19 protein-coding genes are annotated in these 25,162 nt (G+C 62.8%); 3 read left to right on the top strand and 16 right to left on the bottom strand.

All coding sequences use genetic code 11. The features are described from left to right. Positions 1-58 precede the first annotated feature (58 nt). From hpnE to KJQ96_RS33705, 4 genes are all read right to left on the bottom strand, one after another. Positions 59-1,312 (bottom strand): hydroxysqualene dehydroxylase HpnE, encoded by a 1,254-nt coding sequence (gene hpnE, locus KJQ96_RS33720; RefSeq protein WP_213290573.1) that lies wholly within the window; start codon positions 1,310-1,312, stop codon positions 59-61. Further along, entirely contained in the window at positions 1,312-2,151 is an 840-nt protein-coding gene (gene hpnD / locus KJQ96_RS33715) for a presqualene diphosphate synthase HpnD (protein WP_028350908.1), read from the bottom strand. Before hpnD ends, hpnE begins: the two co-directional genes overlap by 1 nt. Continuing rightward, positions 2,148-3,026 carry a squalene synthase HpnC gene (gene hpnC / locus KJQ96_RS33710; RefSeq protein WP_213290572.1) on the bottom strand — a complete coding sequence of 293 codons (879 nt, stop codon included), beginning with the start codon at positions 3,024-3,026 and terminating at the stop codon, positions 2,148-2,150. The genes hpnD and hpnC overlap by 4 nt, the downstream gene beginning before the upstream one ends. Before the next feature lie 187 nt (positions 3,027-3,213). Then, positions 3,214-3,456, bottom strand: coding sequence for a hypothetical protein (locus KJQ96_RS33705; protein ID WP_213290571.1), 243 nt, complete (start codon positions 3,454-3,456; stop codon positions 3,214-3,216). Between the two features lie 425 nt (positions 3,457-3,881). On the opposite strand from KJQ96_RS33705, the gene KJQ96_RS33700 reads away from it, so the two are divergent. Then, positions 3,882-4,385, top strand: coding sequence for a hypothetical protein (locus tag KJQ96_RS33700; RefSeq protein ID WP_213290570.1), 504 nt, complete (start codon positions 3,882-3,884; stop codon positions 4,383-4,385). A gap of 67 nt (positions 4,386-4,452) precedes the next feature. Here the strand turns inward: KJQ96_RS33700 and KJQ96_RS42270 are convergent, their stop codons facing one another. The 7 genes from KJQ96_RS42270 to KJQ96_RS33670 form a co-directional block, all read right to left on the bottom strand. Continuing rightward, complete coding sequence (locus KJQ96_RS42270) at positions 4,453-5,067, bottom strand: hypothetical protein (RefSeq protein WP_375293231.1); 615 nt, start codon at positions 5,065-5,067, stop codon at positions 4,453-4,455. Next, entirely contained in the window at positions 4,985-5,512 is a 528-nt protein-coding gene (locus KJQ96_RS42265) for a hypothetical protein (RefSeq protein ID WP_375293230.1), read from the bottom strand. The genes KJQ96_RS42270 and KJQ96_RS42265 overlap by 83 nt, the downstream gene beginning before the upstream one ends. Positions 5,513-5,571: 59 nt before the next feature. Next, positions 5,572-7,962: an RND family transporter gene (locus tag KJQ96_RS33690; RefSeq protein WP_213290569.1), complete on the bottom strand. Its 2,391-nt coding sequence runs from the start codon at positions 7,960-7,962 to the stop codon at positions 5,572-5,574. Between the two features lie 211 nt (positions 7,963-8,173). Continuing rightward, positions 8,174-8,968 (bottom strand): ethanolamine ammonia-lyase subunit EutC, encoded by a 795-nt coding sequence (gene eutC / locus KJQ96_RS33685; RefSeq protein ID WP_213290568.1) that lies wholly within the window; start codon positions 8,966-8,968, stop codon positions 8,174-8,176. A gap of 6 nt (positions 8,969-8,974) precedes the next feature. Further along, positions 8,975-10,561, bottom strand: coding sequence for a B12-binding domain-containing radical SAM protein (locus KJQ96_RS33680; RefSeq protein WP_213290567.1), 1,587 nt, complete (start codon positions 10,559-10,561; stop codon positions 8,975-8,977). Between the two features lie 132 nt (positions 10,562-10,693). Then, positions 10,694-12,076 (bottom strand): ethanolamine ammonia-lyase subunit EutB, encoded by a 1,383-nt coding sequence (locus tag KJQ96_RS33675; protein ID WP_213290566.1) that lies wholly within the window; start codon positions 12,074-12,076, stop codon positions 10,694-10,696. Between the two features lie 164 nt (positions 12,077-12,240). Next, the gene (locus KJQ96_RS33670; protein ID WP_213290565.1) at positions 12,241-12,840 is read right to left on the bottom strand and encodes a hypothetical protein; all 600 of its coding nucleotides are present in this window, start codon (positions 12,838-12,840) and stop codon (positions 12,241-12,243) included. A 458-nt stretch (positions 12,841-13,298) separates the two neighbouring features. Between KJQ96_RS33670 and KJQ96_RS33665 the strand changes: the two genes are divergently transcribed. Beyond that, positions 13,299-15,005: a methyl-accepting chemotaxis protein gene (locus tag KJQ96_RS33665; RefSeq protein ID WP_213290564.1), complete on the top strand. Its 1,707-nt coding sequence runs from the start codon at positions 13,299-13,301 to the stop codon at positions 15,003-15,005. Positions 15,006-15,200: 195 nt separating this feature from the next. After that, positions 15,201-15,848: an MSMEG_1061 family FMN-dependent PPOX-type flavoprotein gene (locus KJQ96_RS33660; protein WP_213290563.1), complete on the top strand. Its 648-nt coding sequence runs from the start codon at positions 15,201-15,203 to the stop codon at positions 15,846-15,848. Between the two features lie 64 nt (positions 15,849-15,912). Here the strand turns inward: KJQ96_RS33660 and KJQ96_RS33655 are convergent, their stop codons facing one another. The 5 genes from KJQ96_RS33655 to KJQ96_RS33635 all read right to left on the bottom strand — a co-directional run bounded on the left by KJQ96_RS33655 (position 15,913) and on the right by KJQ96_RS33635 (position 25,008). Continuing rightward, positions 15,913-17,613 (bottom strand): methyl-accepting chemotaxis protein, encoded by a 1,701-nt coding sequence (locus KJQ96_RS33655; protein WP_213290562.1) that lies wholly within the window; start codon positions 17,611-17,613, stop codon positions 15,913-15,915. A gap of 54 nt (positions 17,614-17,667) precedes the next feature. After that, on the bottom strand, positions 17,668-18,090 hold the full coding sequence (locus KJQ96_RS33650) for a cache domain-containing protein (RefSeq protein ID WP_213290581.1): 423 nt from the start codon (positions 18,088-18,090) through the stop codon (positions 17,668-17,670). Between the two features lie 225 nt (positions 18,091-18,315). Continuing rightward, positions 18,316-19,194, bottom strand: a complete 879-nt coding sequence (locus KJQ96_RS33645) for a transglutaminase family protein (RefSeq protein WP_213290561.1) — start codon at positions 19,192-19,194, stop codon at positions 18,316-18,318. Continuing rightward, a complete protein-coding gene (locus KJQ96_RS33640; RefSeq protein ID WP_213290560.1) occupies positions 19,191-21,701 on the bottom strand; it encodes a circularly permuted type 2 ATP-grasp protein in 2,511 nt (836 codons plus the stop codon). The genes KJQ96_RS33645 and KJQ96_RS33640 overlap by 4 nt, the downstream gene beginning before the upstream one ends. A 28-nt stretch (positions 21,702-21,729) precedes the next feature. Continuing rightward, entirely contained in the window at positions 21,730-25,008 is a 3,279-nt protein-coding gene (locus KJQ96_RS33635) for a DUF2126 domain-containing protein (RefSeq protein WP_213290559.1), read from the bottom strand. Positions 25,009-25,162: the final 154 nt, after the last annotated feature.

Below are 25,162 nucleotides of genomic sequence, written 5' to 3'. Positions count from 1 at the left end.
TACATCCCTATGTTCGCGACGGGCTCTGTGAAGCCGGTCACGCAACTCGTTCTCAGGCTTAAGGCCTCGCCAGGACCAGATCGGCGGCGCGATCGCCTGACCGCACCGATCCCTCAATGGTTGCCGGCAACCCGGTATCAGTCCAGTCGCCGGCGAGAAACAGATTTTTGAATGATGTGACGGCGCCCGGCCGTAGTGCATTCTGCTCCGGCGTCGCCTCAAATGTCGCACGGCGCTCGCGCACGATCTGCCAGGGCGGCAATGGAGTTTCGCCCGACAGGCCGGCGGCTTTGCAGACATCCCGCCAAATCGCCAGCGCGAGTTCTTCGCGCGGCATGTCGACGAGCCGGTCGCCATTGCTGATGGTGACCGACAGACGCTGCGGGAATGCGAACAGCCACTCCACCAGCCCGCCGACGACGCCGAGAATCGGCGGCGCATCCTTGGGCGGATCGAAGCGGAAATGCGCGTTGACGATGGCACGAAATTTCGACGGCGTCTTCAATCCCGGCAGTAGCGCCGCCGCAGGCCGCGGCGGCACTGCGAGTACCACGACGTCGTCAGGGCGGAGCGCGATGGTGTCGCCAACGAATTTCAGCTCGCCGACATCGCTGCCCTTCATCACGAGTTCGCGCAACTCATGGCCGAGTTGGATCGACGCGCCCTTGTCCTGCAAAAGCTTGATCGCCGGCTCGACCAGCACAGCGCTGAGGCCGTCGCGTGCGATCAGCGGCCGGCAGGCCTGCCCGCCCGCCAGCAGCGTTTCCCGCACGATCGCGCCGGCCAAACCCGCCGAACCCTCCGGCGGATCGACATTGAGCGCGGCCAACAGCAGCGGCTGCACCAGCCGCTGGTACAGTGTGCCCTTGCAGGGGATCGCATTGCCGACCAGTTTGTCGGTCCCCGCCCAGATCAGCGGCATCAATGCAAGGTAATCGAACAGCTTGGTATCGGGGACGCGGCGCGCCTGATCGAACACCCACAACGGCAACTTGCCGTCGCCGAGGTCGAGTTGCCAGCGCTGGCCGGTTGAGATGTCGACAAAGGGAAACTGCGCAAGCTTAGGCCCGACCAGCCCCGTCTCGGTGCCGATCGATGTGGCGTAGGCCAGCGCATGACGGTTGCCCGACAACAGCAAATGATTGCCGTTGTCGATGATGAGGTTGGTGGCCGCATCGAAATAGGACCGGCAACGGCCGCCGGCCTGTTGGGTGGCCTCGTGGACATGCACCCGGTAATTGGCGTTGGCGAGCCGCACGGCCGCCGAAAGGCCGGAAATGCCGGCGCCGATGATATGAACGTTTTTTTGCATCAGATGATCGCGTATCGGAGAAGGATGGCGATCTTCGCCCATTTGTGGACGCGGACCGGCTCGCGCGGAGCGGCAAAGCCCCGGGCCAGCAGCAAGTCCAGGATCGCGCGGTAATATTTCGACATGATCCGCGGCGCGCGCACTACGCGCCGCGAATTGCGCTTCATGATTTCGTCGGCTTTCTCGAAATGCTTTTTCGCGCGCTCGGCCAGCGGCAGGCATACTTTCGGCAATGCGCGATCGACGATTACCCGCTGCGGATTGTCGGTCGTGATACCGGCAAGCAGCAGCCCCTCGCGTGGCAGATAGAGGCGACCGAGGCCGGCGTCTTCATCGATGTCGCGCAGGATATTGGTCAATTGCAGCGCGCGCCCGAGGTGGTGGGCGAGCAGGATGCCGTCTTCCTCAGGCAAGCCGAACACGCGCACCGACAGCCGCCCGACGGCGCTGGCGACGCGGTCGCAATAGAGATCGAGGGTGGCAAGATCCGGCGCCCGGATGTCTTGCGGCACGTCCATCTCCATGCCGTCGACGACGGCGAGAAAATCCTCGCGCTTGAGACCGAAAGTTTTTACCGACGCGGCATAGTCCTGCAGACGCGGCGGTGGATGCCCCTGATACAGCGCATCGATATCGTCGCGCCATTGCTGCAGCGCGGCCAGCCGCTCGGGCCGCGGGCCGTCTGAATCGGCGATGTCGTCGACCTGACGGCAGAAGCTATAGATCTGGAACATCGCCTCGCGCTGGTCGCGCGGCAGGATGCGCATCGCGGCGTAGAACGAGCTGCCGGACGCGGTAGCGCCGTAATCTGCGTTGGCCGCCGCCGGATGCAAGGTCATGCGCCGGCCGCCGGATTTGCCTGGGGACGACGTCCGATCGCGCGGCGGGAGATCTCGCCGGCGATGCCGCCGATGGTATGGCCGAGCAACTCCAGCTTGCTCAAATGCACGCGCTCGCTGAGCGGATCGCGCACTTTCAGCATGCCGACGATCTTGTCGGCAAATGTCTGGATCACGGCAATATCGAGCCCGAGCCGGAAATCCTTTACCGCGGCACTCAACGGCTTGCTTTCATTGAGAAGAGTTTCAGTCCGCACCGCGAGCGCCTGGAGACATTGCAACAGCGCCGGCTGCGATTTCGCCTCACCCAGCATCTCGACGGTGGCCCCGCTTGCCGCCAACGCATCGCGCGGCAGGTAGACGCGGTTGAGATTCTTGTAGTCCTTGGCGCAGTCCTGCAAATGGTTGTTGATCTGCAGGCCCGCGCACAGCGCGTCGGAAGCGGCCCAGGTCGAGGTGCTCTCGCCATGAACGTCGAGCATGAAACGGCCGACCGGCATGGCCGAATAGCGGCAATAATGAATGACGTCGTCCCAGTTTTCGTAGCGCAGCTTGGTGACGTCCATCCGGAACGCGACCAGCACGTCGAGCGCATGGCGCGGCACCATCGCGCGCTCGGCCAAGGCACGGCGCAGATTGACGGCCTCCGCTTGCGTGTCGCCCTTGCCGAGCAGTTCGGCCTCGAGCAGGTCGAGATAGCGCAGCTTTTCCTCCGCGCTAAGGGTGGCGTGGTCGGCGATGTCGTCGGCAGTCCTGACGAAATTGTAGAACGCGAGGATCAGCGCCCGGTGACGCGGATGAATGATCCACGACGCGACAGGAAAATTCTCGTCGCGGTCGGTCTTTCCAGATCGCAGGTCGCTCGCGGTGGTCATCAAAAACTGGCTACATCAATCGGGATTGGCGGCATGCGCCGACGCTCGGCGCATGGGATCGCGAGCCCCATATAGGGGAATACGCCACCAAAACCAATGCTATATGGGCTTATTAAGCCCGCCCGTGACGCGCGTCATAGAGCCGAAAATGGCTTTTTTCCGCGAGGATTGACGGGCGCGGTGCGCCTTATTGGCCGTTATTCTTGAGAACCTGGTTGCAGGCCGCGCTGATCTTGGGCCGATTTTCCTTGAGGCACGCCAGGATCGTGAGATCGCCCTGATCGATGACCGGGCGGCAGAATTTCTGCACGTCGCGCGTACAGGCCTTCTGCTCCTCCGCCGTTCCGCTGCGCTGTGGTTGCTGGGCGAAGGCGACATTCGACGAGACCGACATCGACAACAAGGTGAGGGCCAGGAGAGATTTACGCATCTTATTCCTTCATTTCGGCAGCATGAAATCCCGTTCCCGATTTGCGTTTCGGCTTCGCCGGGCGGATTTGTTTGGATGGCAGGTGCCGCGTAACGCAGCAACGTGTACAGGACAAGCATGGCAAATACGGCTAAATTTACGGCGGTTTCAGCGTGGTAAATAACCGGCTGATATCTCACGTGTATTTCTGCCACACTTTCTCGAAAATTGGTTCTTGCAGACGGTCTTGGGCGAAGCTAGATGCTGCGCCGACGGAGCTGATGCAACGCTTTGATTCCCTCGGTCGCTTGCGGCGTTTCTTTCTGCCGTGACCGCCGGAAACAGCATCCGGTCATTTTGAACCTAACATACTGCGGGGACACTAAATCTTCGATGTGGCGAGACCTATCTTTGCGAAGAACGTCTATTTGAGGGGAAAACTCACGATGAAAATGCTTGGTTCCAGCTTGCTCCGTCAGGCTCTCGCAGCGGCCGGCGTCGGCGCCGCGCTGATGTTGTCGGTCGCCCAAAGCCATGCGCAGGCGGGCGGCCCGTTTGCCGGCTTCGACGGAAACTGGAGCGGCACAGGCACGGTCGCGCTCTCCAACGGCACCACCGAGAACATCCGCTGCAAGGCCGACTACAAAGTCAACGCCAATGGTCTTGGCCTGAAGCAAAACCTGCACTGCGCCAGCGACAGCTACAAGTTCGATCTCTCGAGCGATGTCACCAGCCAGGGTGAACGCATTTCGGGCAACTGGAGCGAAAAGAGCCGAAACATCTTCGGCAATCTGCAGGGCACCGCCGGTGGCGGCCAGATCGACGTGTTTGTCGAAGCATCTGGATTTGCAGCCAACCTGAATCTGCGCACCACCGGCAACAAGCAGAGCGTGCAGATCGACTCCAAGGGCGAGATCCGCGGCGTCAAGATCACGATGACCAGGACCTGATTCGGTTCTTCAAAGCAGTAGTGCCAATGGCGGCTCCCCCGGGTGCCGCCATTTCATTTTCGGCAGCTCAGCGGAATTGCCACGCCCAATACACATCGCCACGGTCGCGGCGCTCCGTCACCTCGACACGCATGAAGCGATCATGCGCGAGCGCGGCCCCCACCCACAATTCGTTCCAGGCATCGAACACTTGAGGCGACAGCGCTTCACGTTCCGCCATCAGGCGCCACGAAGTCTGGCGAACGGTTGCGCCCGAGCCTTCGACTTCTAGTTCCGCATCGTCGTCCTGCCCCCGCGCAAGCCGCGCGAAGGCCTTGGCGAAACCCGCCGCCCCCGCCTCCACGCCACCCAACAGCGCAGCGACGTCGTCGAAAGTGTGCATCCCTACGAGTCGCGCCGCGGCGCCGGCGAGATGGCCGCCCTCCTCCGGTCCGAGCACGGCAATCGTCTCCGGAACGATTGAGGTGATGTACTCCATCGCATAATTGCGAAGCACTTTCTGCAGCCGTTCCTCCGGCCATGTGTTCTCCGGCAGGCGCGGCGCGAGCTCGGCGCGGAACGGCGGACAGCGTTCGCCCGGCGAAAACTGCAGTCGCTCCTCAGGCGCGAGATCGTGATCCCATTCCTTGTAGTAACCTTCGAGCCCCGGCTGGCCGTCGACGGTCTGGCCCGTGCAAGACAAAGCCGAGCCTGGGATTGCCGAGCACGACGCCATTATTGGCGTGCCATCCGCGCAACATCGCCCGCGAGACTTCCGAGGGGATTCCGCAAATGGCCGTGCCGGACCAGATCCAGCGCGGCGGCGGATAGCGCACCCAGGCCTTGCTGTCGCTCTCGTAGACATATTCGACCTTCACACCGCCGACCTGATTCGACAGATAGTGATATTGGGCGCACGCGACCGCGTGTGGAAGCTGGTCGAGGCCGAGCTTCTTCAGTCCGGGAAGGAAGCGCGCCAGTTGCTGGCGCCGGAAGGTACGAAACACCACCTCGGCCGTGCGCGGCGCGCCGGCCCGCGACGCCAGCATCAGGATCAGCCCGGTAACATAGGAATGATAGATGTGTTCGACCGCGCGGTAAGCGGCAGCGTCGGCCGCAGGGCGAGCGACTAATCCTGCAGACGTCATTCCTCAGCCCCTCTGCGGTTGCCGTTGGCCGCCAACCCCCTGTTGTTCAGCAGCGTTCGTCACTCGGCAGCCTTGTTCTCCGCCGGCTTGACGTGACTGACGCCGCGAATCTTTTCCGACAGGCTGATCAGGAACATCGAGGTCGGCCGCAGGATGAAGAGGTCAGCCACCAGTGCTGCGACCATCGAGAACGCGCTGAGCCAGCCGAACAAGCGTAGCGACGGCAAGTCGGAGAACACGGTGACGACGAGGCCGCAGGCCAGCACCACCGTGGTCAGGATCAGCGCCGGGCCGACCAGCACGGTGGCGCGCTCAACCGCCAGTCCCGAACTGACGCCCGGCTTGCTCTCCAGCCGAAGCCGGTTGAGGAAGTGGATCGTGGCGCTTAGGCCCAGGCCGAACGATACCGTCAGTGCGACGACGCTGGCGAATTGCAGCCCCTCGCCCAACATCCACAGCACCGTGCCCGATGCCACCACCGGGAAGATGCCGGGCAGGATGCAGGAGAACATCACCACGACCGAGCGGAACGCGAGCCCGATAAAGACGGCGACGATGAGGAATTCAATCGTCAGGCCGTGGTTGAGCTTGTCGATCATGTTGGCGCTGTTGCGCGCGGCAATCGCCGACAGGCCCGTGACCGCGATTTCATAGCCGGGGTGTTCGGCGCGCACCTTGTCGAGCGCCTTGTCGAGCTTGTCGACCACAGGAAGGATTTCGCTTGAATCGAGATCGGGAACGCGCCCTGACACTACTACCGCATCCTGATCGGCCGAGATGAAGCGGCGGACCAGATGTTCCGGGATGACGCTGACATATTCCTTCAGCGTCGCGACGTCGGTGCTGCCGGCCTTATCGGCGAGCCAGCGGCGCAGCGTTTCCAGCGACCAGACGTTGCCGACGCCGGCCGACTTCTCGACCATCGAGTGGACGTCGGCGATCGTCTTCAAGGTTTCCGGCGCGTAGAGCGAGGCGCCCTTGGGGAACTCGATCAGCACGTCGATCGGATTGGCGCCAGTGAGCTTGGCGTCGAGCCGGCTCGATGCCGCCACCGCCTGCCGCTTGTCCGGCACCTGGTCGGCGAGCCGGTAGCGCGGCTCCAGCGTGGCGTAGATGTAGCCCAGTGCACCGACGAAGATCAGCGCGATCAGGCTGAACATGCCGGGGCGGCCGACCATGCGCACCGCAATCCAGTAACAGAAATTGCGCAGCGCCTGCACACCAGCGTCGGCGCTTTGGAACTTCACCGCAAAAATCTTCTCGTTGCGGACGAACAGCACACCGAATACCGGCACCAGCGACAGCACGGCCACCAGCGCGATGATGGTGGCGGCAAGACCGGCCTCGCCGAATTTGCGGATCAGTTCGGAATCGGAGAATTGCAGCGCGATGAAGGATATGCCGGCGGTGCCATGGGTCAGCACGCAGGCCGGGCCGACTACCAGCACGGCATTGGTGAAGGCCTTCAGCTTGTCCTGGCCGGCAATCAGGCGGTCGCGCGCCGCGAACGTCAACTGCATGGAGTCCGAGAAGCTGATCACCATGATGAGCGGCGTCATGACGTTCAGGAACATGTTGAGATTGAAACCGGCCCACCCGAGACCACCGAGCGCAAGCAGGATCGCGATGATCGGCGGGAAGGCCGCAACCACCATGAACGATATCTTGCGGAAGAAAACGATCGCGATGATACAGCCGGCCAGGATACCGAGAATATTGTAGGTCAGTCCGTCGCGCTTAACCGCGTTGCGGATCTCGAGCTGCATGACGGGAACGCCGGAAAGCTGGGCGTTGAGCCCGCTGCCGGAAAGATCCTCGGCCATGATCTTCCGCATTTCGCCGACCACCGTGCCGAGATCGTTCGAGGAAACGACCTTCGGCTCCAGCGACAGCACGATCAGCGCCAGCGTGCCATCCTCGGACAATAGCTTGCCGCGAATGATCTCGTTGGATTTGACGGTCTCGACGAACTTGTCGTAGGCGGCGCCCTGCGGCAGTTCGGGCGGGAACAGCGCGGCCGGCAACTTGCCGGGCTCCGGCGCCTGACGCGCCGAAAACAGCGAGACCAGGCCGCGCACGCCTTCGACCAGTTGCAGGTCGGTGACCATATCGCGGATCTTTTCGAGGTTCTCGCGGGCCAGCAGCGTCTTGCCCTCGACCACGACCAGCACGTCGAATTCGGTCGCCGGAAAGCGCTTGGTCACGGCCTCATATTGCTTGAAGTCCTTGGAATCGGAGCGGAACAACTGGCTCAGCGAGTCGTCGATCTTGATGCGCTGGATGCCGAAGATCGCCGCCACGATCAGCACCGCGAGAATGACCATGGACAGGATCGGCGCCTTGACCGCGATCAGCCCCATGCGCTCGAGCCCGAAGGCGATGCTCTTGCCCTGCGGCGGCTCCTCTATGGCTGCGACGTGGACGCGACTTTCCGAGTTCTTGTCGAGCATACCCTGTCCAGTTCTCACGTCGGCCTGTTTGTGTAGCTTGGTTTTTTGTGCAGCTTGGTGGCGCGAATACGGCTTTGCCAGCCCCTATCCGATCGGCACTAGCCCTTGAAATCACGCGGTAAATTAATTCGGCGCCGTTTTACAGGTCCGAACCTGATCCGGCAAGCGCGCGCGGCAGGGCAAATCGGCACGCAAATGTCGAAAATGCGCGTTAAGTCTCTGATTTGCCACACCTGCCGGCACCACCGGCGGCGATCAGCGCGGTTCCGCTTTCGTCCTTCAGCGCCACCCCGGTGACCTGGCGCGCGAAGCCTTCACGCACCAACCACGCGATCTTGAAGGCGGCCTCATCGTAGCTCAGGCCTGCGCCGTGGATATTGGATATGCAATTGCGCTTCTCGTCGGTGAGGCCGCTGCGCGGCGCAAAGGTCAGATAGGCGCCGAGACTGTCGGGAGCCGACAGGCCGGGCCGCTCGCCGATCAGCATCACCACCATCTGCGCGCCGAGCACGGCGCCGATCTCGTCGCCTAGCGCTACGCGCGCGCCGGAAGCGACCACGACACGGTCGCACCAGATCCCGGCCTCCGACAGGCGCGGAGCAAGATGGCGAACCAGCTCGACAGCGTGGACATTGACGGCCGCCGGCGACAGCCCGTCGCCGATCACGATCACAACCTGGTTCGCACCGCCGCCTTGCTTTTCCAGCGCGCGTCGTGAATCCGGGTCGAGCATGCGTCCGAGGTCGGGGCGGCGCAGATAGTCGCGCCGGTTGCCTGCCTGACTGGAAACCTCACTGACCTCCAGGCCGAGGCCGGCCAGTCTGGCAACCAGATGCTCCACATCGAACGCGGCATGCACGGCATCGCGGGCGCGTGCGTGATCGAGGGTGAAGGCAAGCAGCGCGTCCGTCGGCATGCTCGCGCCCGAGCGGCCGAGGCCGACGCGGGCTGGCGTCAGCTCCCGCAGGGCTTCGAGCGAGCGGGTCGGCGGCGCCGGCGTTTTCATGGGCTTTTACTCGGCAGGGACGGAAGCCTCGCGCAGCCGGATCGAATAGTTCGACGCGTTCTGCTGGCCGCCGGACGCCGCACGTGCGAACTTGATCAGATGATGCGCGATCGTGGCCGAACCGATCAGCCCTTCGATATCGCCGCACTTGAGGCGTCCGATCGCGAACTTCCAAAACACGCGCCTGTAATCGCTGAGCACCCCGACCTGCCAGAAGATGTTGCGCAGCATGATCAGCGCGCGCCTGATGTTGGGCCAGGTCTTCATCTCGGGCGCGACCGGCACCTTGATCCGGTTGGCGTAGGTGTAGTCGCATTGATACTGGTAGCGCGCATAGAGCTTTTCAGGTTGGAAGGCGACCTCCATGCATCGCTTCCAGGAATTGATGACCTGGTCGTAGGGCATCAGAAATTCGACGTTGGAATCGCGGCCTTCGTCGTCATTGAGGCGCCCCTCGCGCTCCAGCCGGTCCCACAACGGCGTCTTCGGCAGCGCCTGCAGCAGATTGATCGTCAGCAGCGGAATCCGCGATTCATCGACGAAGTTGAGCAGTGCGTCCGCCGTGCCGGGCTTGTCGGTGTCGAGACCCATGATGATGCCGGAGACGACCTCCATGCCATAGGAATTGATGGTGTGGATGCCTTCGTGGATCGGGACCATCATGTTGTGGTCCTTGTGCATTGCGTGCAGCGCATCGGGATCGGGCGTCTCGATGCCGCAGAACACGGTGACGAACCTCGCCTCGCGCATCTTCTCCAGGATCTCGGGCCGCTTGGCGATGTTCAGCGTCGCCTCGCAAGCCAGCCGCACGACGTAGCCCGTCCTCTTCTGCCATTCGATCAGATGCGGCAGCAGGTCGAGAGCAGCCTTGCGATTGCCGATGAAATTATCGTCGACGAAATACACGGTGTCGGTGATGCCGCATTCGCGCATTCTGTCCAGTTCGGCAACGATCTGCTGCGGCGTCTTCAGGCGCGGGTTGCGGCCATAGAGCCCGGGGATGTCGCAGAACTCGCACTGATAGGGGCAACCGCTCGAATACTGGATGCTGCCAAGGAGATATTTCTTCACTTCCGCCAGCTCGTAAGCCGGAATCGGAAACTCCGTCATCGACAGGCGTTCGCTGGTCGTCAGCACCACCTGCTGCTCGGGACGCGAAGGGTCGCGCGCCAACCGCGCGATCAGTTCATTGGTGGCGTCGCCGAGTTCGCCGACATGGAGATAGTCGAACGAGGGATAGTAATCCGGGCACGCGCTCACCGACGGGCCGCCGATCGCGACCGCAAGATCGAACGCATGGGCGCGGCGGCAGATGTCGTTCATCTGCTGGCGCTGGATGTGCATGCCGCTGACGAAGACCGCTTCCGCCCATTCGAAATCTTCTTTGCTGGCGGGGCGAATGTTCTCGTCGATGAAACGCACCTGCCAGTTTGCCGGGAGATAGGCCGCGATCAGGAGGAGGCCCTGCGGCGGCATGAAAGCCTTCACGCCAGCGGTCAGGGGATAGGCGTATTCGAACGTGCCGAAAGAGGACGTATAGCGCGGGAAGACGCACAGGATACGCCGTACCGTTCCAATGCCTTCAGCTCTCATCAAATTTCCTCAAGGCTGGCATGAATTTAAGCACGACATTGAAAGTTGGGCCAGAAATTCTTCAACATTGTGGCTGTGACTTCTAACTCGCTTTGGGTTCAATTGGTTGCACGAAAATCTGCAGGCCGGAGTTCAGGCGATCAGCCGCGAGGCAAATTCGGGCAGCAGGCCGGCGTTGCCGGCAAGCCGGAAATTGCCGTCCGCGAGGCCTGAGCGGACCAGCCAATCGTCGAACTCGGGCGCCCGCTTCAAGCCGAAGAGGTCCCGGACGTAGAGCGCGTCATGAAACGAGGTCGACTGATAGTTCAGCATGACGTCGTCGGCGCCCGGCACGCCCATGATGAAGGTGACGCCGGCGGCGGCCAATAGCGTCAGCAAATTGTCCATGTCGTCCTGGTCGGCTTCGGCATGGTTGGTGTAGCAGACGTCGACCCCGAGCGGCAGGCCGAGCAGCTTGCCGCAGAAATGGTCCTCTAGACCGGCGCGGATGATTTCCTTGCCGTCGTAAAGATATTCCGGACCGATGAAACCGACCACGCTGTTGACCAGCAACGGATCGAACGCGCGCGCCACCGCGTAGGCCCGCGCCTCGCATGTCTGCTGGTCGACATTGTGATGGGCGTTGGCCGACAGCGCTGACCCCTGCCCCGTTTCGAAATACATCAAATTGTCGCCGACCGTGCCGCGGCGAAGCGACAGCCCCGCCTCACGCGCCTCGCGCAGCAGCGCGAGATCGACACCAAAACTGCGATTGGCAGCCTCCGTTCCCGCGATCGACTGGAATACCAGATCGACCGGCGCGCCCTGCCCGATCAATCCAAGCGTCGTGGTGACATGCGTGAGCACACAGCCCTGCGTCGGGATCTGCAGCCGCGAGATGATGCCGTCGAGCAGCCGCAGCAGCTCGCCGATCACGGCCGGATCGTCGCTGGCAGGATTGATGCCGATGCAGGCATCGCCCGATCCCAAGAGGACGCCGTCGAGGATCGAAGCGGTAATGCCCTTGGCATCATCGAAGGGATGGTTGGGCTGCAGCCGCACGCTCATCCGCCCCTTCAGGCCGATGGTGTTGCGAAAGGCCGAGGTCACGGCGCATTTCTTGGCGACCAGGATCAGATCCTGGTTGCGCATCAGTTTTGAGACGCCGGCAGCCATTTCCGGCGTGACCCCGCGCGAGACCTTCGCCAAAGACTCGCTTGTTGCGGCATCGGAGAGCAGCCAGTCGCGGAAGCCGCCGACGGTCAGCGACGATATGGCGGCAAATCCCGGGGCATCGTGGCTGTCGATGATCAGCCGGGTGACTTCGTCATCCTCATAGGGAATGACAGCCTCGTTGAGGAACTGCTTCAGCGGCACGTCGGCGAGCGCCATTCGCGCTGCGATCATCTGTTCCGCGCTATCGGCCGCGACGCCGGCAAGACGGTCGCCGGATCGCGGCGGCGTCGCTTTGGCGAGCAGCTCGCGCAAATCGTCGAACGCATAGGTGGTGGCACCGATGATCTGCCGATAGACCATGCTGACGTTCCTGCGCCGTCCCACTCCGTTGCCTGGCTAGTCTATGCCGGGCGACCGGCCAAGGCTACAGGCCGCAATCAGCGGAGCGTCGGCATGGTCCGGGCTTCAATCCGCTCGAGGCCGTGCGCGGTGGCCGGGACCAGCCATCAACGTCCCGCCTGTGATTAATCCAGCGTACCAAAATGGCGGATCGAAAAGCTTATTTGGTAAGCCACCGCGCTGAGCGCAAACAGCATGTGGAATTTTGGGTTGCGCGTTCTCGTAGCTGCCACGGACAGCAATATGAATGCGCTGGTGGCGACGAGATATTCCGGCCCCAGAGATCGCAGATGCGCTGTGCCCTTTATCCAGGTATCGACCACGTCGAGCGCTTCCGTGAGGGCCGCAAAACCAAAGAACCAGCGGCGGCGGGAGAGGAAGTAATCCTCGTAACCCTTATATTCATCGAGATCCTGCGGGAAAAGCAGGACGCTCAGGAAATAGTACATCGATGCGTACACGCAAACGAAGAAGTAAAGGCCATACGTCCAGTGCTGGATGTGGCTCAGCCGAAACTCCCACCACCAGAACGCGACCACGTTCAGGAGCGTCCAAGCGACCCAGCCAAGATGTACAGGCCAAATCGCGTAGCGACCGGGGTGCTGGACCAATGCCGCGATGCCACTGACCAGACGCGTGACGCTGAGCCCGAGGATCAGGGCGATCAGCACGCGCACGTGGAGGTAGAGATCGAGATTGCCCAGCAAGGCGGCACTTTGAGTCATGAGTCCCAATTCTCACGCATAATCGAAGCAGCGCGGCGCCACCTTCGCCGTGCTCGCTGTCTAACTAGCTTGATTCGCGCCACGGCTGCTTGCCAATGCGAACCGTCCTTCGGAGGATCAGGCGGGCTGCGCCGTCATGGCGATACCGGCTCGTCTTGTCGGGCAATTGCGAGAGCCGGGCATCTTCCGCCGCGCCAGCCACCTCCAATTGTGCTGATCTACCAAGGCCCGCTGCAGTCGCACCAACCTGCCAAATTTTCCCGACGAGGCATCTCGCGATATTCAAGTAATTGTTTGAAGCTACTCATGATTTGTCTTTAGTTGCGATTCCACGAACTTCGCGCGTTAAGACATTCTCCACCAAAACTCAGCACATTGCCTACGCTGACGGCATTCCCTGGATCCCATTCCGGCGTGCCGATACGGCTGAATTTTCCCGTACCTATTTTGGTGGCGCCATGGCATCCCGATTTTCGCTTGCAGCTAAATTGTATTCGATCTTCGCGCTGTTCGCGTTGCTCGTTGCAGCCATCACGGCCTTGTCCGATTACAACACCCGCCAGAACGCGGCCCTCACCGAAGCGGTCTCGATCGCGAGCCGCGCCGCGCTCAATGTCGAGCGCATCAATTCGCTGGTCTATGCAGTCGTGATGGAATCGCGTGGCATCTACATGTCGAGCGAGCCGGCGGTGGTGAAGAAGTACGGCGACGGACTGCTCAAGTTTAACGAGCGCATCCTTGATGTCGTGAAGAACTGGGAAACGCTGGTCCAGGCCGACGACGCCCAGCAGTTCGCCACTTTCAAGAAGCGCATCGAACAGTTCGTCGACTTCCGCAAGGAGCTGGTTCGCCGCGGCGTCGAGATCAACGGGGCTGCGGGGCGTGAATGGGGCGACAACGACGCCAACCGCCAAGTGCGCACCGCGCTGAACAAGGATCTCGAGGCGCTCTCCAAAGTCTATGCCGAACGCAGCGGGAGGCTGGCCCAACAGACCGACACCAACCATACAATGGCATTTATCCTGACTTGCCTCGGCGTGTTGGCGCTGGTGGTGGTCGTCCTCGGCGTGCTGATCATTTCCCGTTCGATCGCGCGCCCGCTCTCGGTCATCACCGCCACCATCAAGCAGGTTGCCGATGGCGCCGAAGGCGTCGAGGTTCCGCATGCCGAACGCGCCGATGAAATCGGCGCGCTCGCCCGTGCCATCAAGATCTTCCAGGAAGCGATGGATCGCAACCGCAACCTCAATTCGCAGGTGCTGGAAGATTCCAGGGCGCGTGACGAGCGCACCCGCCACATCGAAGCCTCGGTCGATGCGTTCCGGGAAGCGATCGGCGGCGTACTGCGCGCGGTCACCGACAATGCGACCGCGATGCGCGGTACCGCCCAGACCATCGCCAGCGTCTCATCGGAGGCGAGCGGACGCGCGGTGGCCGCCAACGGTGCGACCGAACAGGCCTCCAGCAACGTCTCCGCCGTCGCGAGCGCGGCCGAAGAGCTTTCCGCTTCCGTCGAGGAAATCGGCCGCCAGGTACGCCAGTCGGCCAGCGCCGTCGAGCAGGCGGGCCAGCGCACCGAGAAATCGGTCTCCGAAATCGAGGGGCTTGCGGCTGCGACCCAGCGCATCGACGGCGTGCTCAACCTGATCCAGGCGATCGCCGAGCAAACCAACCTCCTGGCGCTCAACGCAACAATCGAAGCCGCGCGCGCCGGCGACGCCGGCCGCGGCTTCGCCGTGGTCGCCCACGAGGTCAAGGCGCTGGCCGAGCAGACCGCCAAGGCGACCGCCGAAATCGGCCAGAACGTCGGCCTGATCCAGACCTCGACCAAAACCTCCGTCGAAGCGGTCCGCGAGATCGGCGCCGCCGTGCGCGACATCAACGAGGTGACTTCCATCATTGCCAGCGCGATCGAGCAGCAGGACGCGGCGACCCGTGAAATCTCGGCGAACGCGCAATTGGCGGCGCAGGGCAACGGAACGCTGGTCATCAATATCGGGTCGCTCAGTGACGCCATCGGCACGACGAGCACCGCGGCGACTTCGGTCCTTACGGCATCCAGCGAGCTGACGGCCACGGCCGAAACGCTGTCGCGCGAGGTCGAAAAATTCTTCCGCAACCTGCGCGCGGATTCGTCCGAGCAGCCGCGGAAGACCGGGACGTAAGCGGACGGCAAGTGGCCAGCCAACCGTCAAAACGACGCGAACGCCCCGAAGCGGATGCGGCCATCGGGCCCCAAAGCTGGCCAGTTCTGACCCTTGGCCTCCGATCGCCCGTCCTCGAAATCCTCTCTTGCGATGGTAGACGTTCGCGCTTCTTGGGATAAGCTGGGGCATGCTGAATTGCCCGGAGACTATACGATGGTTGAGATTAGTGAGCTGCGAGCACGTTTCCGCGAAGTTGTCTCGACCGAAGATGAACTCCGAGCCGTTGTCGGCGAACCTCCCCGCCACTCGATTGCTAAGGTCGTCACCGCCATAGATCACGTTGCTCGGACTTTTATCGAACACGCGCCATTCGCCTTCGTCGCCTCCGCAGGTGAAGCTGGTCTGCTGGACATTTCACCCAAGGGTGACCCAGCCGGCTTCGTGAAGGTGCTCGACGATCACACGCTTGCGGTTCCTGACCGGCTCGGCAACCGCCGCATTGATACCTTCCGCAATGTGCTGCACAATCCGAACGTCGGAATAATCTTTCTTATTCCGGGCGTAACCCACACACTTCGGGTGAGCGGGAAGGCGATCATCGTGAGAGACGACTTCCTCCGAGATACGATGAAGGTGAGTGGCAGGGCGCCAAATCACGTCTTGGTGGTAGGGGTGGAAAAGGTCTTCTCACACTGCCCCAAGTGCATGATCAGATCAGGACTCTGGCAGCCCGATACGTGGGCCGAGCCGACTGCCGTGCCATCTTTTGCGGAAACGCTGGTCGCCCACGCCAAGATACAGGAAAGCGTCGAACAGATGCAGGCCATCATCGAGAGGGGCAATAAGGAAAGGCTGTATTGAGGGGCGCAGATGGTGCGCTTGGTGTTCAATAGGAGCCACCGACTCGCTTCCGACACGAACGGCCTTACGCCGACCGCACGGTCGCGAGAAACTTGCCCACTTCGGCCTTGAGGCGCTTGTTTTCGTTGGAGAGCAGTTGCGCGTTGGCCAGAACCTGTGACGACGCCGTGCCGATTTCGCCGGCGCCACGGTTGACGTCGGCGATGCTGTTCGCAACCTGGGTCGAGCCCACTGCCGCCTGCTGCACGTTGCGCGCGATTTCCTGGGTGGCAGCGCCCTGCTCCTCGACGGCGGCAGCGATCGCCGCGGCGATTTCGGAAACGCGGCCGATGGTGCCGCTGATCTCCTTGATGGCGTGCACCGATTCCTGCGTCGCCGACTGCATCTCGGCGATCTGGGTCGAGATTTCGCTGGTTGCCTTGGCGGTCTGGGTGGCGAGCGCCTTGACCTCCTGGGCAACCACCGCAAAGCCGCGGCCGGCGTCACCGGCGCGGGCGGCCTCAATGGTCGCGTTGAGTGCCAGTAGATTGGTCTGCTCGGCGATCGTGGTGATCAACCTGGTTACGTCGCCGATGCGGTTTGCCGCCTCCGACAATTCGATGATCCGGGCGTCGGTCTTTTGCGCCTGAACGACGGCCTCGTTGGCGATCCGGGTGGAATTCGCGACCTGCCTGCCGATTTCATTGACTGAGCTGGCCATTTCCTCGGTGGCGGACGCCACCGACTGCACGTTGCTGGAAGTCTCCTCGGAAGCCGCGGCGACCACGGTGGAGAGCTCCTGGGTGGCCACGCTGCTGTTAGTCAGGATCGCGGCGGAATCTTCCAATTCGGCCGAGGCTGAGCCAACGTTCTCGACGATATTGCCGACCGCGATCTCGAAACTCTCAGCCAGGTTATGAAGCTCGGCACGCCGGGCCGATGCCAGTTCGCGGTTCTTTTCCTCACGCTCCGCCGTCTCGCGTTCGGCCTTGGCGATCGCCTGCACCTTGAATTCCTGGATCGCGTGCGCCATCTGGCCGACTTCATCGCGGCGCTCGAGGCCGGGCAGTTGGACCTCGAAATGCCCGGCGGCAAGTTCGCGCATCGCCCTCGACATCGCCACGACGGGACGGGACGTACTTCGCCCGATCAAAAACGAAACCAGGATACCGGCAAGTGCAACCACCAGAAGAGCGGCCGTCAGCGTCATCTGCTGTTGCTCGAGCTTGATCCCGGCGCGGGCAATCTCGCGATCCTTGCTCTCGCTGCTATGGGCGATCAGGTCATCGACCAGCTTTTCAATGACGGCAAAATTGCGCTCTGCACCCATGATGAATATCAGCGCCGAACCGGCGTCGCCGTCGGCCATCTCGATCGCGTTTTTCGATTGCTTGAGATAGCCCGCGACTGCAGCTTTCAGCTTCTCGAATGTTTCCGGACTGAACCCGCCCTTGATACTTTCTACGGCCTTCAGCGCGTCCGAAATCTTGCCGGCCGCCACGGAAGCTTCCTTGGCGACCTGCGCAATTTTCTTCTCGTCCTTTTCATTGGCCGCCGTGGCCGCAAGACGATACAGCTTGGCGTGCGCCGTCCACACCGTCGTGGTGAGATCGTTGGCCAATTCCGATTGCCGTACCGGCCCCGACACCAGCGCGTCAACGGCGGCCTGATTCCACCGCAGCGTTTGTAACGCATAGGCGCCGAGCCCGATCAGGACGGCGATCAGGAACGCCGGAGCGAGCTGGACTTTCCATGAAAGGCCAATGTTTTTGATCCAGCCGAGCATGTCACCCCTTCAGTGCGGCGATCACCGCACAACCACGCAAACGCTTGATCGGGGTCAGAGCTTATAGACGCCCGCACAGACGGCTGTATTATCCAGCTTTTCGCAGTACATTTCCTTTGGCTCGACCTTCTTGCTCACCGGATTGACGAACTTGTAATCCTGCCAGAACGAAGGCTGCTTGGCGGCGAGTTCGACGCGTTCCTTGACGTAGAGCTTGCCGTCGACATCCTGGGCGTCGATCAGATCCTTGCCGACGAACTTCTCGTTCGAGCCGTGAGCCAGCACTTTGCCGTCGAGCTGGTAGACCACGACATAAAGATCGCGGTCGCGGAACTTGCTGGTCTTGCTGGTGATCTCGGGATACGCCTTTTCGGCTCCCTGCTCCTTGATGAAGGTAACGGCCTGCTTGACCATGGCAACGGCTTCGTCTTTGCTTGCGCCGCCGCCCGCGCTGGCGCTGCCGCCGAAAACAAGCATGGCTGCCACGGCGGAAACGAAAGGCTTTGTTGACCAATTGTTCACGATTATCTCCTGGCTAGGTGGACGCAACTTGCAGGCGCGGATCCGCGCACGTCATGCTGGCAACAAAAGTGCGAACCTTCCGTTAAAGTGCCTATCCGTAGTGCAGCGGAGATCAGCGCGGCTTAGCCGCGCGGCAGGACAACCAATTCTTAAGAAGTCCGGCACCGAAGCATTCCAGCCTCATTCCACCAGCAGCACGTCGACGGCGACGTTGAGCTTCTGCTTGGGCGATCCGACGATGATGCCGTCGACCGGCGAGACGTCGGAGAAGTCCCTGCCGATCGACAGGACGATATGATCGTTCTCGACCAGGAGGTCGTTGGTCGGATCGAAGCCGACCCAGCCAAGCTCGGCGCCGCACCAGACCGAGACCCAGGCGTGGCTGGCGTCGGCGCCCTGCAGGCGCGGCTGGCCGGCGGGCGGAACGGTGCGCAGATAGCCGCTGACATAGGCCGCCGGCAGGCCGAGCCCGCGCAGGCCCGCAATCATCACATGGGCAAAGTCCTGGCAGACGCCGTGGCGCTTCTCGAACACTTCTTTAAGCGGCGTCGAAATCACGGTGGCCTTGGAGTCGTATCTGAAATCGCCGCGGATGCGGCGCATCAGGTCGACGGCACCCATGAGGATGCCGCCGCCCGGCGCGAAGCTTGGCGCGGCATAGGCAGTGAGCGGCGCCAGCACCGGCACCAGCGAGCTCGCAAAGACGTATCCGACCGGCGAAGCCGGACCGAGGCTGGTAGCCTCAAAGGCCACGTCGCGGATGCGCTCCCAGGGCGGGCTGGGTGCCGCGCGACCAGGCGCCAGACGCGCGACCGAAACCCGTGAGCGGGAATCGATCCGCAAATTGCGATGCGCGGTCTCGATCAGCACGCTCTCGGTATGCGTTCCGAAAAAGTCCCGCCGCACCGTGCGTTCGGCCGGCCGCGGCCGGATCTCGACCGCGTGCGAGATCAATTGCTGACCGTCGTCGGTTCGCGGCTCCAGCCGCAGCGAGCAGCGCGCAAAACTCACCGGGCTCTCGTAAGCGTAGGTCGTGACGTGACGGATGTCGTAGATCACGCGAGGCCCGTGAGCTTCTCCGGCCGGCTCGCATTGGGCCCGTGCGGGAAGTAATGCAGGCCGATGGCGTCGGCCAGATTGAGCAGATCCTGTTCGAGTGCAAACAGCGTTTTCACATCCAGCGTCGCGGCCTCCGCCGTCGTCAACGTTGCCTGCAACGCCACCGCCAGCCGCTGCGGCCGCTCGATCAAACCATGTTCCTTCAGGCTTGGCAGCGCCGCGATGTGGTCGTTGAGCGCTGCGACCTGAAAGGCGACCGAGCGCGGATTATAAGGGTCGAGCACGGCGAGGTCGCGAACCGGCGCCAGCGCTGGCCCGACCAGATAGCGCGAGCGGTAGGTGATCTGGCAATCCACCAGCGTCAACAGCACGTCGAGGTCGTCCTCGCCCGCTTCGTCATAGGCGAACTGCCGCGCGAACCGCGCGGTGTTGATAGCGCGCTCGGCGCGGCGGCCCATGTCGAGGAAGCGCCAGCCGGCGGCGCGGTTCATGTTTTCCTGCGCCAGGCCGGCAAGGCTCGCCAGCTCCTGCAGCGTCAATTCAGCGGCACTTACGATGCTGTCGTCGTCATCGACCTGCAGCGCAAGGCGCTCCACCATCTCGGTGATGATCTGCCAGGCATCGGGCGAAAGCCGCTCGCGCAGCGAACTCGCAGTTCGCTGCACAGATCGCACCAGCGAAAGTGCAGAACCGAACTTCTCCTCGCTCTGCAGCGCTTCCGCGATGACCCGCGCCGGATTGGTCCGTGTCGCCTGCGACGTAGCGTCCCAGGTCACGAGGATCCGTTGGATACGCTCGACCGAGTGCAACGCGGTTGACGCTCCCTTGGCGGGATCGCGCGTCGAGGTGCCGAGCGCGCGGATCAGCCGCAGCGTCGCCTCGGCGCGTTCGAGATAACGGCCGAGCCAGAACAGATTATCCGCGGCACGGCTCGGCACCACGCCGGCGATCCGCCTGATCCGCACCGTGTCGGCGCCGGGCAACAGCGTCGCCGACGCTACGGCCTTGTCGGACACCACCCAGACATCCGCCGACCGCACGCCGTCGCCCATCGACACCGCACGCGCATCCGCCTTTTCGGCAATCCGGCAGAAACCGCCGGGCATGATGGTCCAGCCTTGCGGGGTAGCGGCGGCAAACACCCTCAGCACGAACGGCCGCGGCGTGATCCGCCCCTCTTCCCACACCGGCGTCGTCGACAAGCGCACCAGTTCCTGGCCGACATAATCGATGCCACGGTCGGTGATCGCCTGCCGTAGCCGGTCGCGGTCGGCTGGCGGCAACTCGCCGGCAAGCACGGGCGCATGGCTGGAAAAGCCGGGAACGGCCCGGCCATAGGCGCCCTCGATGACGAAATCCTCCAGCCGCGACAGTACTTCCTCACGCGCGGATTTCTGGCCGCACCACCAGGTCGCGATGTGCGGCATGATCAAGGTCTCGCCGAGCAAGCGGTGGCACAGGCTCGGCAGGAATCCAAGTAGCGCCCTCGCCTCCAATACGCCCGAGCCCGGCATGTTGGCCACGACGACGCCGTCCTTGCGCAGCACATCGATCAGGCCCGGCACGCCGAGATGCGACGAGGCATCGAGCTCCAGCGGATCGAGGAAATTGGAATCGACTCTGCGCAACAACACGTCGAGCCGCTTCAGGCCCGCGACGGTGCGGATGTGGATGCGGTCGCCGCTGACGGCGAGATCGTCGCCTTCGACCAGGAGAAAGCCGAGATAGCGCGCCAGCGTGGCGTGTTCGAAATAGGTTTCGCTGAAGGCGCCCGGCGTCAACAGGCCGATACGCGGCTCGTCGCGGTCGGCGCTGGCGCGAAGCGAGTCGCGGAACGCCTCGAAGAACGGCGCCACGCGCTCGACGTTCATCGACTTGTAGAGATTAGAAAAGGCGCGCGACAGCACCAGGCGGTTTTCCAGCGCATAGCCGGCGCCTGACGGCGCCTGCGTGCGGTCGTTCAGCACCCACCAGCGCCCGTCGGGGCCGCGGCCGACGTCAGCCGCATAGAAATGCAAATAGCGGTTACCCGGTGGTTTGACGCCGCAGACGGCGCGCAGATATTCGTTGCTGCCGGCAATCGCGGCCGCGGGCACCGCACCATCGCTGACCAGCCGGGCCTCGCCATAGAGATCGCGCAGGATCATTTCGAACAACTGCGCTCGCTGCGCGATACCCGTGGTCAGTTGCTGCCAATCGGCCTCGTCGATGATCAGCGGCAGATGGCTGAGCGGCCACAGCCGGTCGGCGGTTTCGCCGGGTGCGCGATAGGTGACGCCGGCCTCGCGCAGATGCCGGTCCGCGGAGGCGAAGCGCCGTTCGATATCGCCGGCCGAAAGCGCTGAAAAGGCATCGAAGAAGCGGGTCCAGGCCGCGCGCGGCGCTCCGTCAGGCCCGATATATTCGTCGGGAGTGCCGGGCAGCCGCGCATAGTCGCGCGTCCATTGCGCCATCCGGCGCTGACCTGGGCGGGCCTTGCTCTCCTGATTGTTGCCTTGGCCTGACATTCCGATTCCCCGAGACCGTCGCTTCCGATTAGATCAGGAGCGGCGTCCTCAAGTCGAGCGTCAAAGGGAATTCAATTGTGCGTTCCTCGGGCGGCGGCTGGATCCGCCCCGGGGTGTGGCCGTGATCCTGAAACCGGGCCAGCCGTCGCGCCTCCGCCTCATAGGAATTGACCGGCTTGGTATCGTAATTGCGGCCGCCGGGATGGGCCACGTGGTAGACGCAGCCGCCGAGCGAACGGCCGTTCCAGTTATCGATCAAGTCAAATGTCAGGGGCGCGTGGACCGGGATGGTCGGATGCAGCCCCGAGGCCGGCTGCCAGGCCTTGAAGCGGACGGCGGCCACGGCTTCGCCGGAGCGTCCCGTTGATGTCATCGGCATCCGCCTGCCGTTACAGGTCACGACGTGGCGTCCCTCGACAAAGCCGGTCGCCTTGACCTGCAGCCGCTCCACGGAAGAATCGACGTAGCGCACAGTGCCGCCGGCAGAGCCTTCCTCGCCCAGCACATGCCAGGGCTCCAGCGCCTGACGCAATTCCAGCGCGACGCCGCCGTGGTGGACACGGCCGAACACCGGAAAACGGAATTCGAGTTGTGCCGAATACCATTCCGGCGAGAAATCGTAACCGGATTGCCTGAGCTCATCGAGCACGCCCAAAAAATCCTCCCAGAGGAAATGCGGCAGCATGAAGCGATCATGCAGCGCAGTTCCCCAGCGCACGAACTGGCCCTGCTGCGGCTCGCGCCAGAGCTTTGCGATCAGCGCGCGGATCAACAATTGCTGCGCCAGCGACATCCGCGGGTCGGGCGGCATTTCGAGCGCGCGGAATTCGACCAGCCCGAGACGGCCGGTCGGGCCATCAGGCGAATAGAGCTTGTCGATGCAGATTTCGGCGCGATGGGTATTGCCTGTGATATCGACGAGGATATGCCGGAACAACCGATCGACCAGCCACAGCGGCGCCTCGATATCGGGCGGCGGCACATGCGAGAGCGCGATTTCGAGTTCATAGAGCCCGTCGTGCCGCGCCTCGTCGATGCGCGGCGCCTGGCTCGTCGGGCCGATGAACATGCCGGAGAACAAATAGGACAGCGACGGATGGCGCTGCCAGTACAGCACCAGGCTCTTCAGCAAATCCGGGCGGCGCAGGAACGGCGAATCCTGCGGCGTAGAGCCGCCGACCACGACATGGTTGCCGCCGCCGGTGCCAGTGTGGCGGCCATCGACGAGAAAGCGATTGGCGCCGAGCCGGACTTTCGCGGCGTCTTCATACAGGCCGAAGGTGATGTCGACCGCCTCGCGCCAGCTTTGCGCCGGCTGGACGTTGACCTCGATCACCCCGGGATCGGGCGTCACCTTGATGACCTCGATGCGTGGGTCATAGGGCGGACCGTAACCCTCGACATGAACCGGGATCTGCATCTCCTCGGCGGTCGCTTCCACCGCCGCGATCAGGTCGAGATAGTGTTCGATCTTCTCGACCGGCGGCATGAAGACGCACAACACGCCGTCGCGGATTTCGACCGAGGTTGCCGTGCGCACCGGCTTGGGTTTGCGCTTTGCTTTCGGCTCGTGCGCCAACCTTGACTCGTCCCCTGCTCCGGGCTGCTTGTCCTCAGCCGCCAGCTCCAGCGGCGCATCCATTGGATCCTGCTCGACTAGGTAAGGATATTCTTCTGGCGGAACATGCGGCAACGACGCCATCGGCAGCCGGAGCCCGAGCGGGGAATCGCCTGGGATCAGAAGCAAATGGCTGCGCCGGAATTGCCAGCGCTCGCTGATCCAGCGAGGACCATCGGCGTCCGCATGCTGGACCGGCAACACGAACCCTTTCGGCTTGTCGAGCCCTTCATCGAACACACGCGCCATGCGTGATCGTTCTTCGGGATCGGACAGCTTGGAGTCACCGGGATCGACATTGACCGGAAGTGCCGCTTCTTTTTGCAGCCAATGCACGGGGTCTTCGTATGCCGGAATCACGTAGCTGGCGTCGAGGCCGAGCCGCTTCGCGATGCCTTCCATCAGTCGCCGGGCGTCTGCAACATCGGCTCTGTGCGGGTTCTCAACCATTGCGATCAGGTGGGCATTCTTCCAGATCGGCACGCCGTCCTTGCGCCAATAGAGTCCGAACGCCCAGCGCGGCAGGCTTTCGCCCGGATACCATTTACCTTGCCCGTAATGCAGTAACCCACCCGGCGCGAAACGCGCCCGCAGCTTTCGGATCAGCTTATCCGCCAGCGCCTGCTTGGTCGGGCCGATGGCAGCGACGTTCCATTCCGGCGATTCCAGATCGTCGATCGAGACGAAGGTCGGCTCGCCGCCCATGGTCAGCCGCACATCGTCGCGCCTGAGATCGGCATCGACCTGCTCGCCAAGCCGATCGAGCCGTGTCCAGGATTCATCGGAGAACGGCCGCGTGATCCGCGGCGCCTCGCGGATGCGCCTGACGCTCATCTCGAAACCGAACTCGACATTGGCGAAACCTGCACTGCCCGAGACCGGCGCCGCGGAGCGATAATGCGGCGTGGCGGCGACGGGGATATGCCCCTCTCCCGTCAGCATGCCCGAGGTGACGTCGAACCCGATCCAGCCTGCGCCGGGAAGGTAGACCTCCGCCCATGCGTGCAGATCGGTGAAATCACTTTCGACCTCGCGCGGGCCTTCGACCGGATCGATATCGGGACGCAACTGCATGAGGTAGCCCGAGACGAAGCGTGCGGCGAGGCCGAGATGCCGCAATGCCTGGATCAACAACCACGCGGAATCGCGGCACGAGCCCAAACCACGCGCCAGCGTCTCCTCCGGCGTCTGAATGCCCGGCTCCATCCGGATGACATACTTGATCTTCTTCTGAAGCTGAGCGTTGAGCTCGACCAGGAAATTGACCGTGCTGTCAGCCTCGCGCGGAATCTCCTTCAAGTAAGCCGCGAACAACGGCCCCTGCTCGGAGGTCGCGAGATAGGGCGCGAGCTCGGTCTTGAGGCCGTTGCTGTACTGAAACGGAAAGGAGTTGGCGTAGGGCTCGACGAAGAAATCGAAGGGATTGACGACCGTCATCTGCGCGGTGAAGTCGACTTCGATTTTCAGCTCGGACGCCTTCTCCGGAAAGACGAAGCGCGCCAGCCAATTGCCCTGCGGATCCTGCTGCCAGTTCACGAAATGATTGGCGGGCGTCACTTTGAGCGAATAGCTCAGGATCGGCGTCCGCGTATGCGGCGCCGGACGCAGGCGAACGGTCTGAGGGCCGAGATCGATCGGTCGGTCGTATTTGTAGTGCGTGACGTGGTGTAGTGCGACGTAGATCGACACGGACCGGAGACTCCAGCGGCTTTTTTAAGCAGAACACCGGTTCCGGGCGGGATCAAGCATTAACAACGGGCAGCGCGTGCCTATGGGAAGTGCGGCCCCACCGTCGTCCCTGCGAACGCACTAGGGCATGCACACATTTCTGAGGGTCCATCCG

The organism is Bradyrhizobium sp. sGM-13 (genome assembly GCF_018398875.1).
Classification (GTDB): Bacteria; Pseudomonadota; Alphaproteobacteria; order Rhizobiales; family Xanthobacteraceae; genus Bradyrhizobium.
Note: the sequence above shows the minus strand (reverse complement) of the source record. Positions and strands in the feature narration are given on the sequence as shown.

What these genes read in the sequence shown, in the direction of transcription:
- KJQ96_RS33670 (WP_213290565.1), bottom strand. Translation starts at nt 12,840, where the DNA reads ATGACTCAAAGTGCCGCCTTGCTGGGCAATCTCGATCTCTACCTCCAC.
- hpnE (WP_213290573.1), bottom strand. Translation starts at nt 1,312, where the DNA reads ATGCAAAAAAACGTTCATATCATCGGCGCCGGCATTTCCGGCCTTTCG.
- KJQ96_RS33650 (WP_213290581.1), bottom strand. Translation starts at nt 18,090, where the DNA reads ATGCTTGTTTTCGGCGGCAGCGCCAGCGCGGGCGGCGGCGCAAGCAAA.
- KJQ96_RS42265 (WP_375293230.1), bottom strand. Translation starts at nt 5,512, where the DNA reads ATGACGTCTGCAGGATTAGTCGCTCGCCCTGCGGCCGACGCTGCCGCT.
- KJQ96_RS33680 (WP_213290567.1), bottom strand. Translation starts at nt 10,561, where the DNA reads ATGAGAGCTGAAGGCATTGGAACGGTACGGCGTATCCTGTGCGTCTTC.
- KJQ96_RS33655 (WP_213290562.1), bottom strand. Translation starts at nt 17,613, where the DNA reads ATGCTCGGCTGGATCAAAAACATTGGCCTTTCATGGAAAGTCCAGCTC.
- KJQ96_RS33705 (WP_213290571.1), bottom strand. Translation starts at nt 3,456, where the DNA reads ATGCGTAAATCTCTCCTGGCCCTCACCTTGTTGTCGATGTCGGTCTCG.
- KJQ96_RS33660 (WP_213290563.1), top strand. Translation starts at nt 15,201, where the DNA reads ATGGTTGAGATTAGTGAGCTGCGAGCACGTTTCCGCGAAGTTGTCTCG.
- KJQ96_RS33690 (WP_213290569.1), bottom strand. Translation starts at nt 7,962, where the DNA reads ATGCTCGACAAGAACTCGGAAAGTCGCGTCCACGTCGCAGCCATAGAG.
- hpnD (WP_028350908.1), bottom strand. Translation starts at nt 2,151, where the DNA reads ATGACCTTGCATCCGGCGGCGGCCAACGCAGATTACGGCGCTACCGCG.
- hpnC (WP_213290572.1), bottom strand. Translation starts at nt 3,026, where the DNA reads ATGACCACCGCGAGCGACCTGCGATCTGGAAAGACCGACCGCGACGAG.
- KJQ96_RS33640 (WP_213290560.1), bottom strand. Translation starts at nt 21,701, where the DNA reads ATGTCAGGCCAAGGCAACAATCAGGAGAGCAAGGCCCGCCCAGGTCAG.
- KJQ96_RS33665 (WP_213290564.1), top strand. Translation starts at nt 13,299, where the DNA reads ATGGCATCCCGATTTTCGCTTGCAGCTAAATTGTATTCGATCTTCGCG.
- KJQ96_RS33700 (WP_213290570.1), top strand. Translation starts at nt 3,882, where the DNA reads ATGAAAATGCTTGGTTCCAGCTTGCTCCGTCAGGCTCTCGCAGCGGCC.
- eutC (WP_213290568.1), bottom strand. Translation starts at nt 8,968, where the DNA reads ATGAAAACGCCGGCGCCGCCGACCCGCTCGCTCGAAGCCCTGCGGGAG.
- KJQ96_RS33675 (WP_213290566.1), bottom strand. Translation starts at nt 12,076, where the DNA reads ATGGTCTATCGGCAGATCATCGGTGCCACCACCTATGCGTTCGACGAT.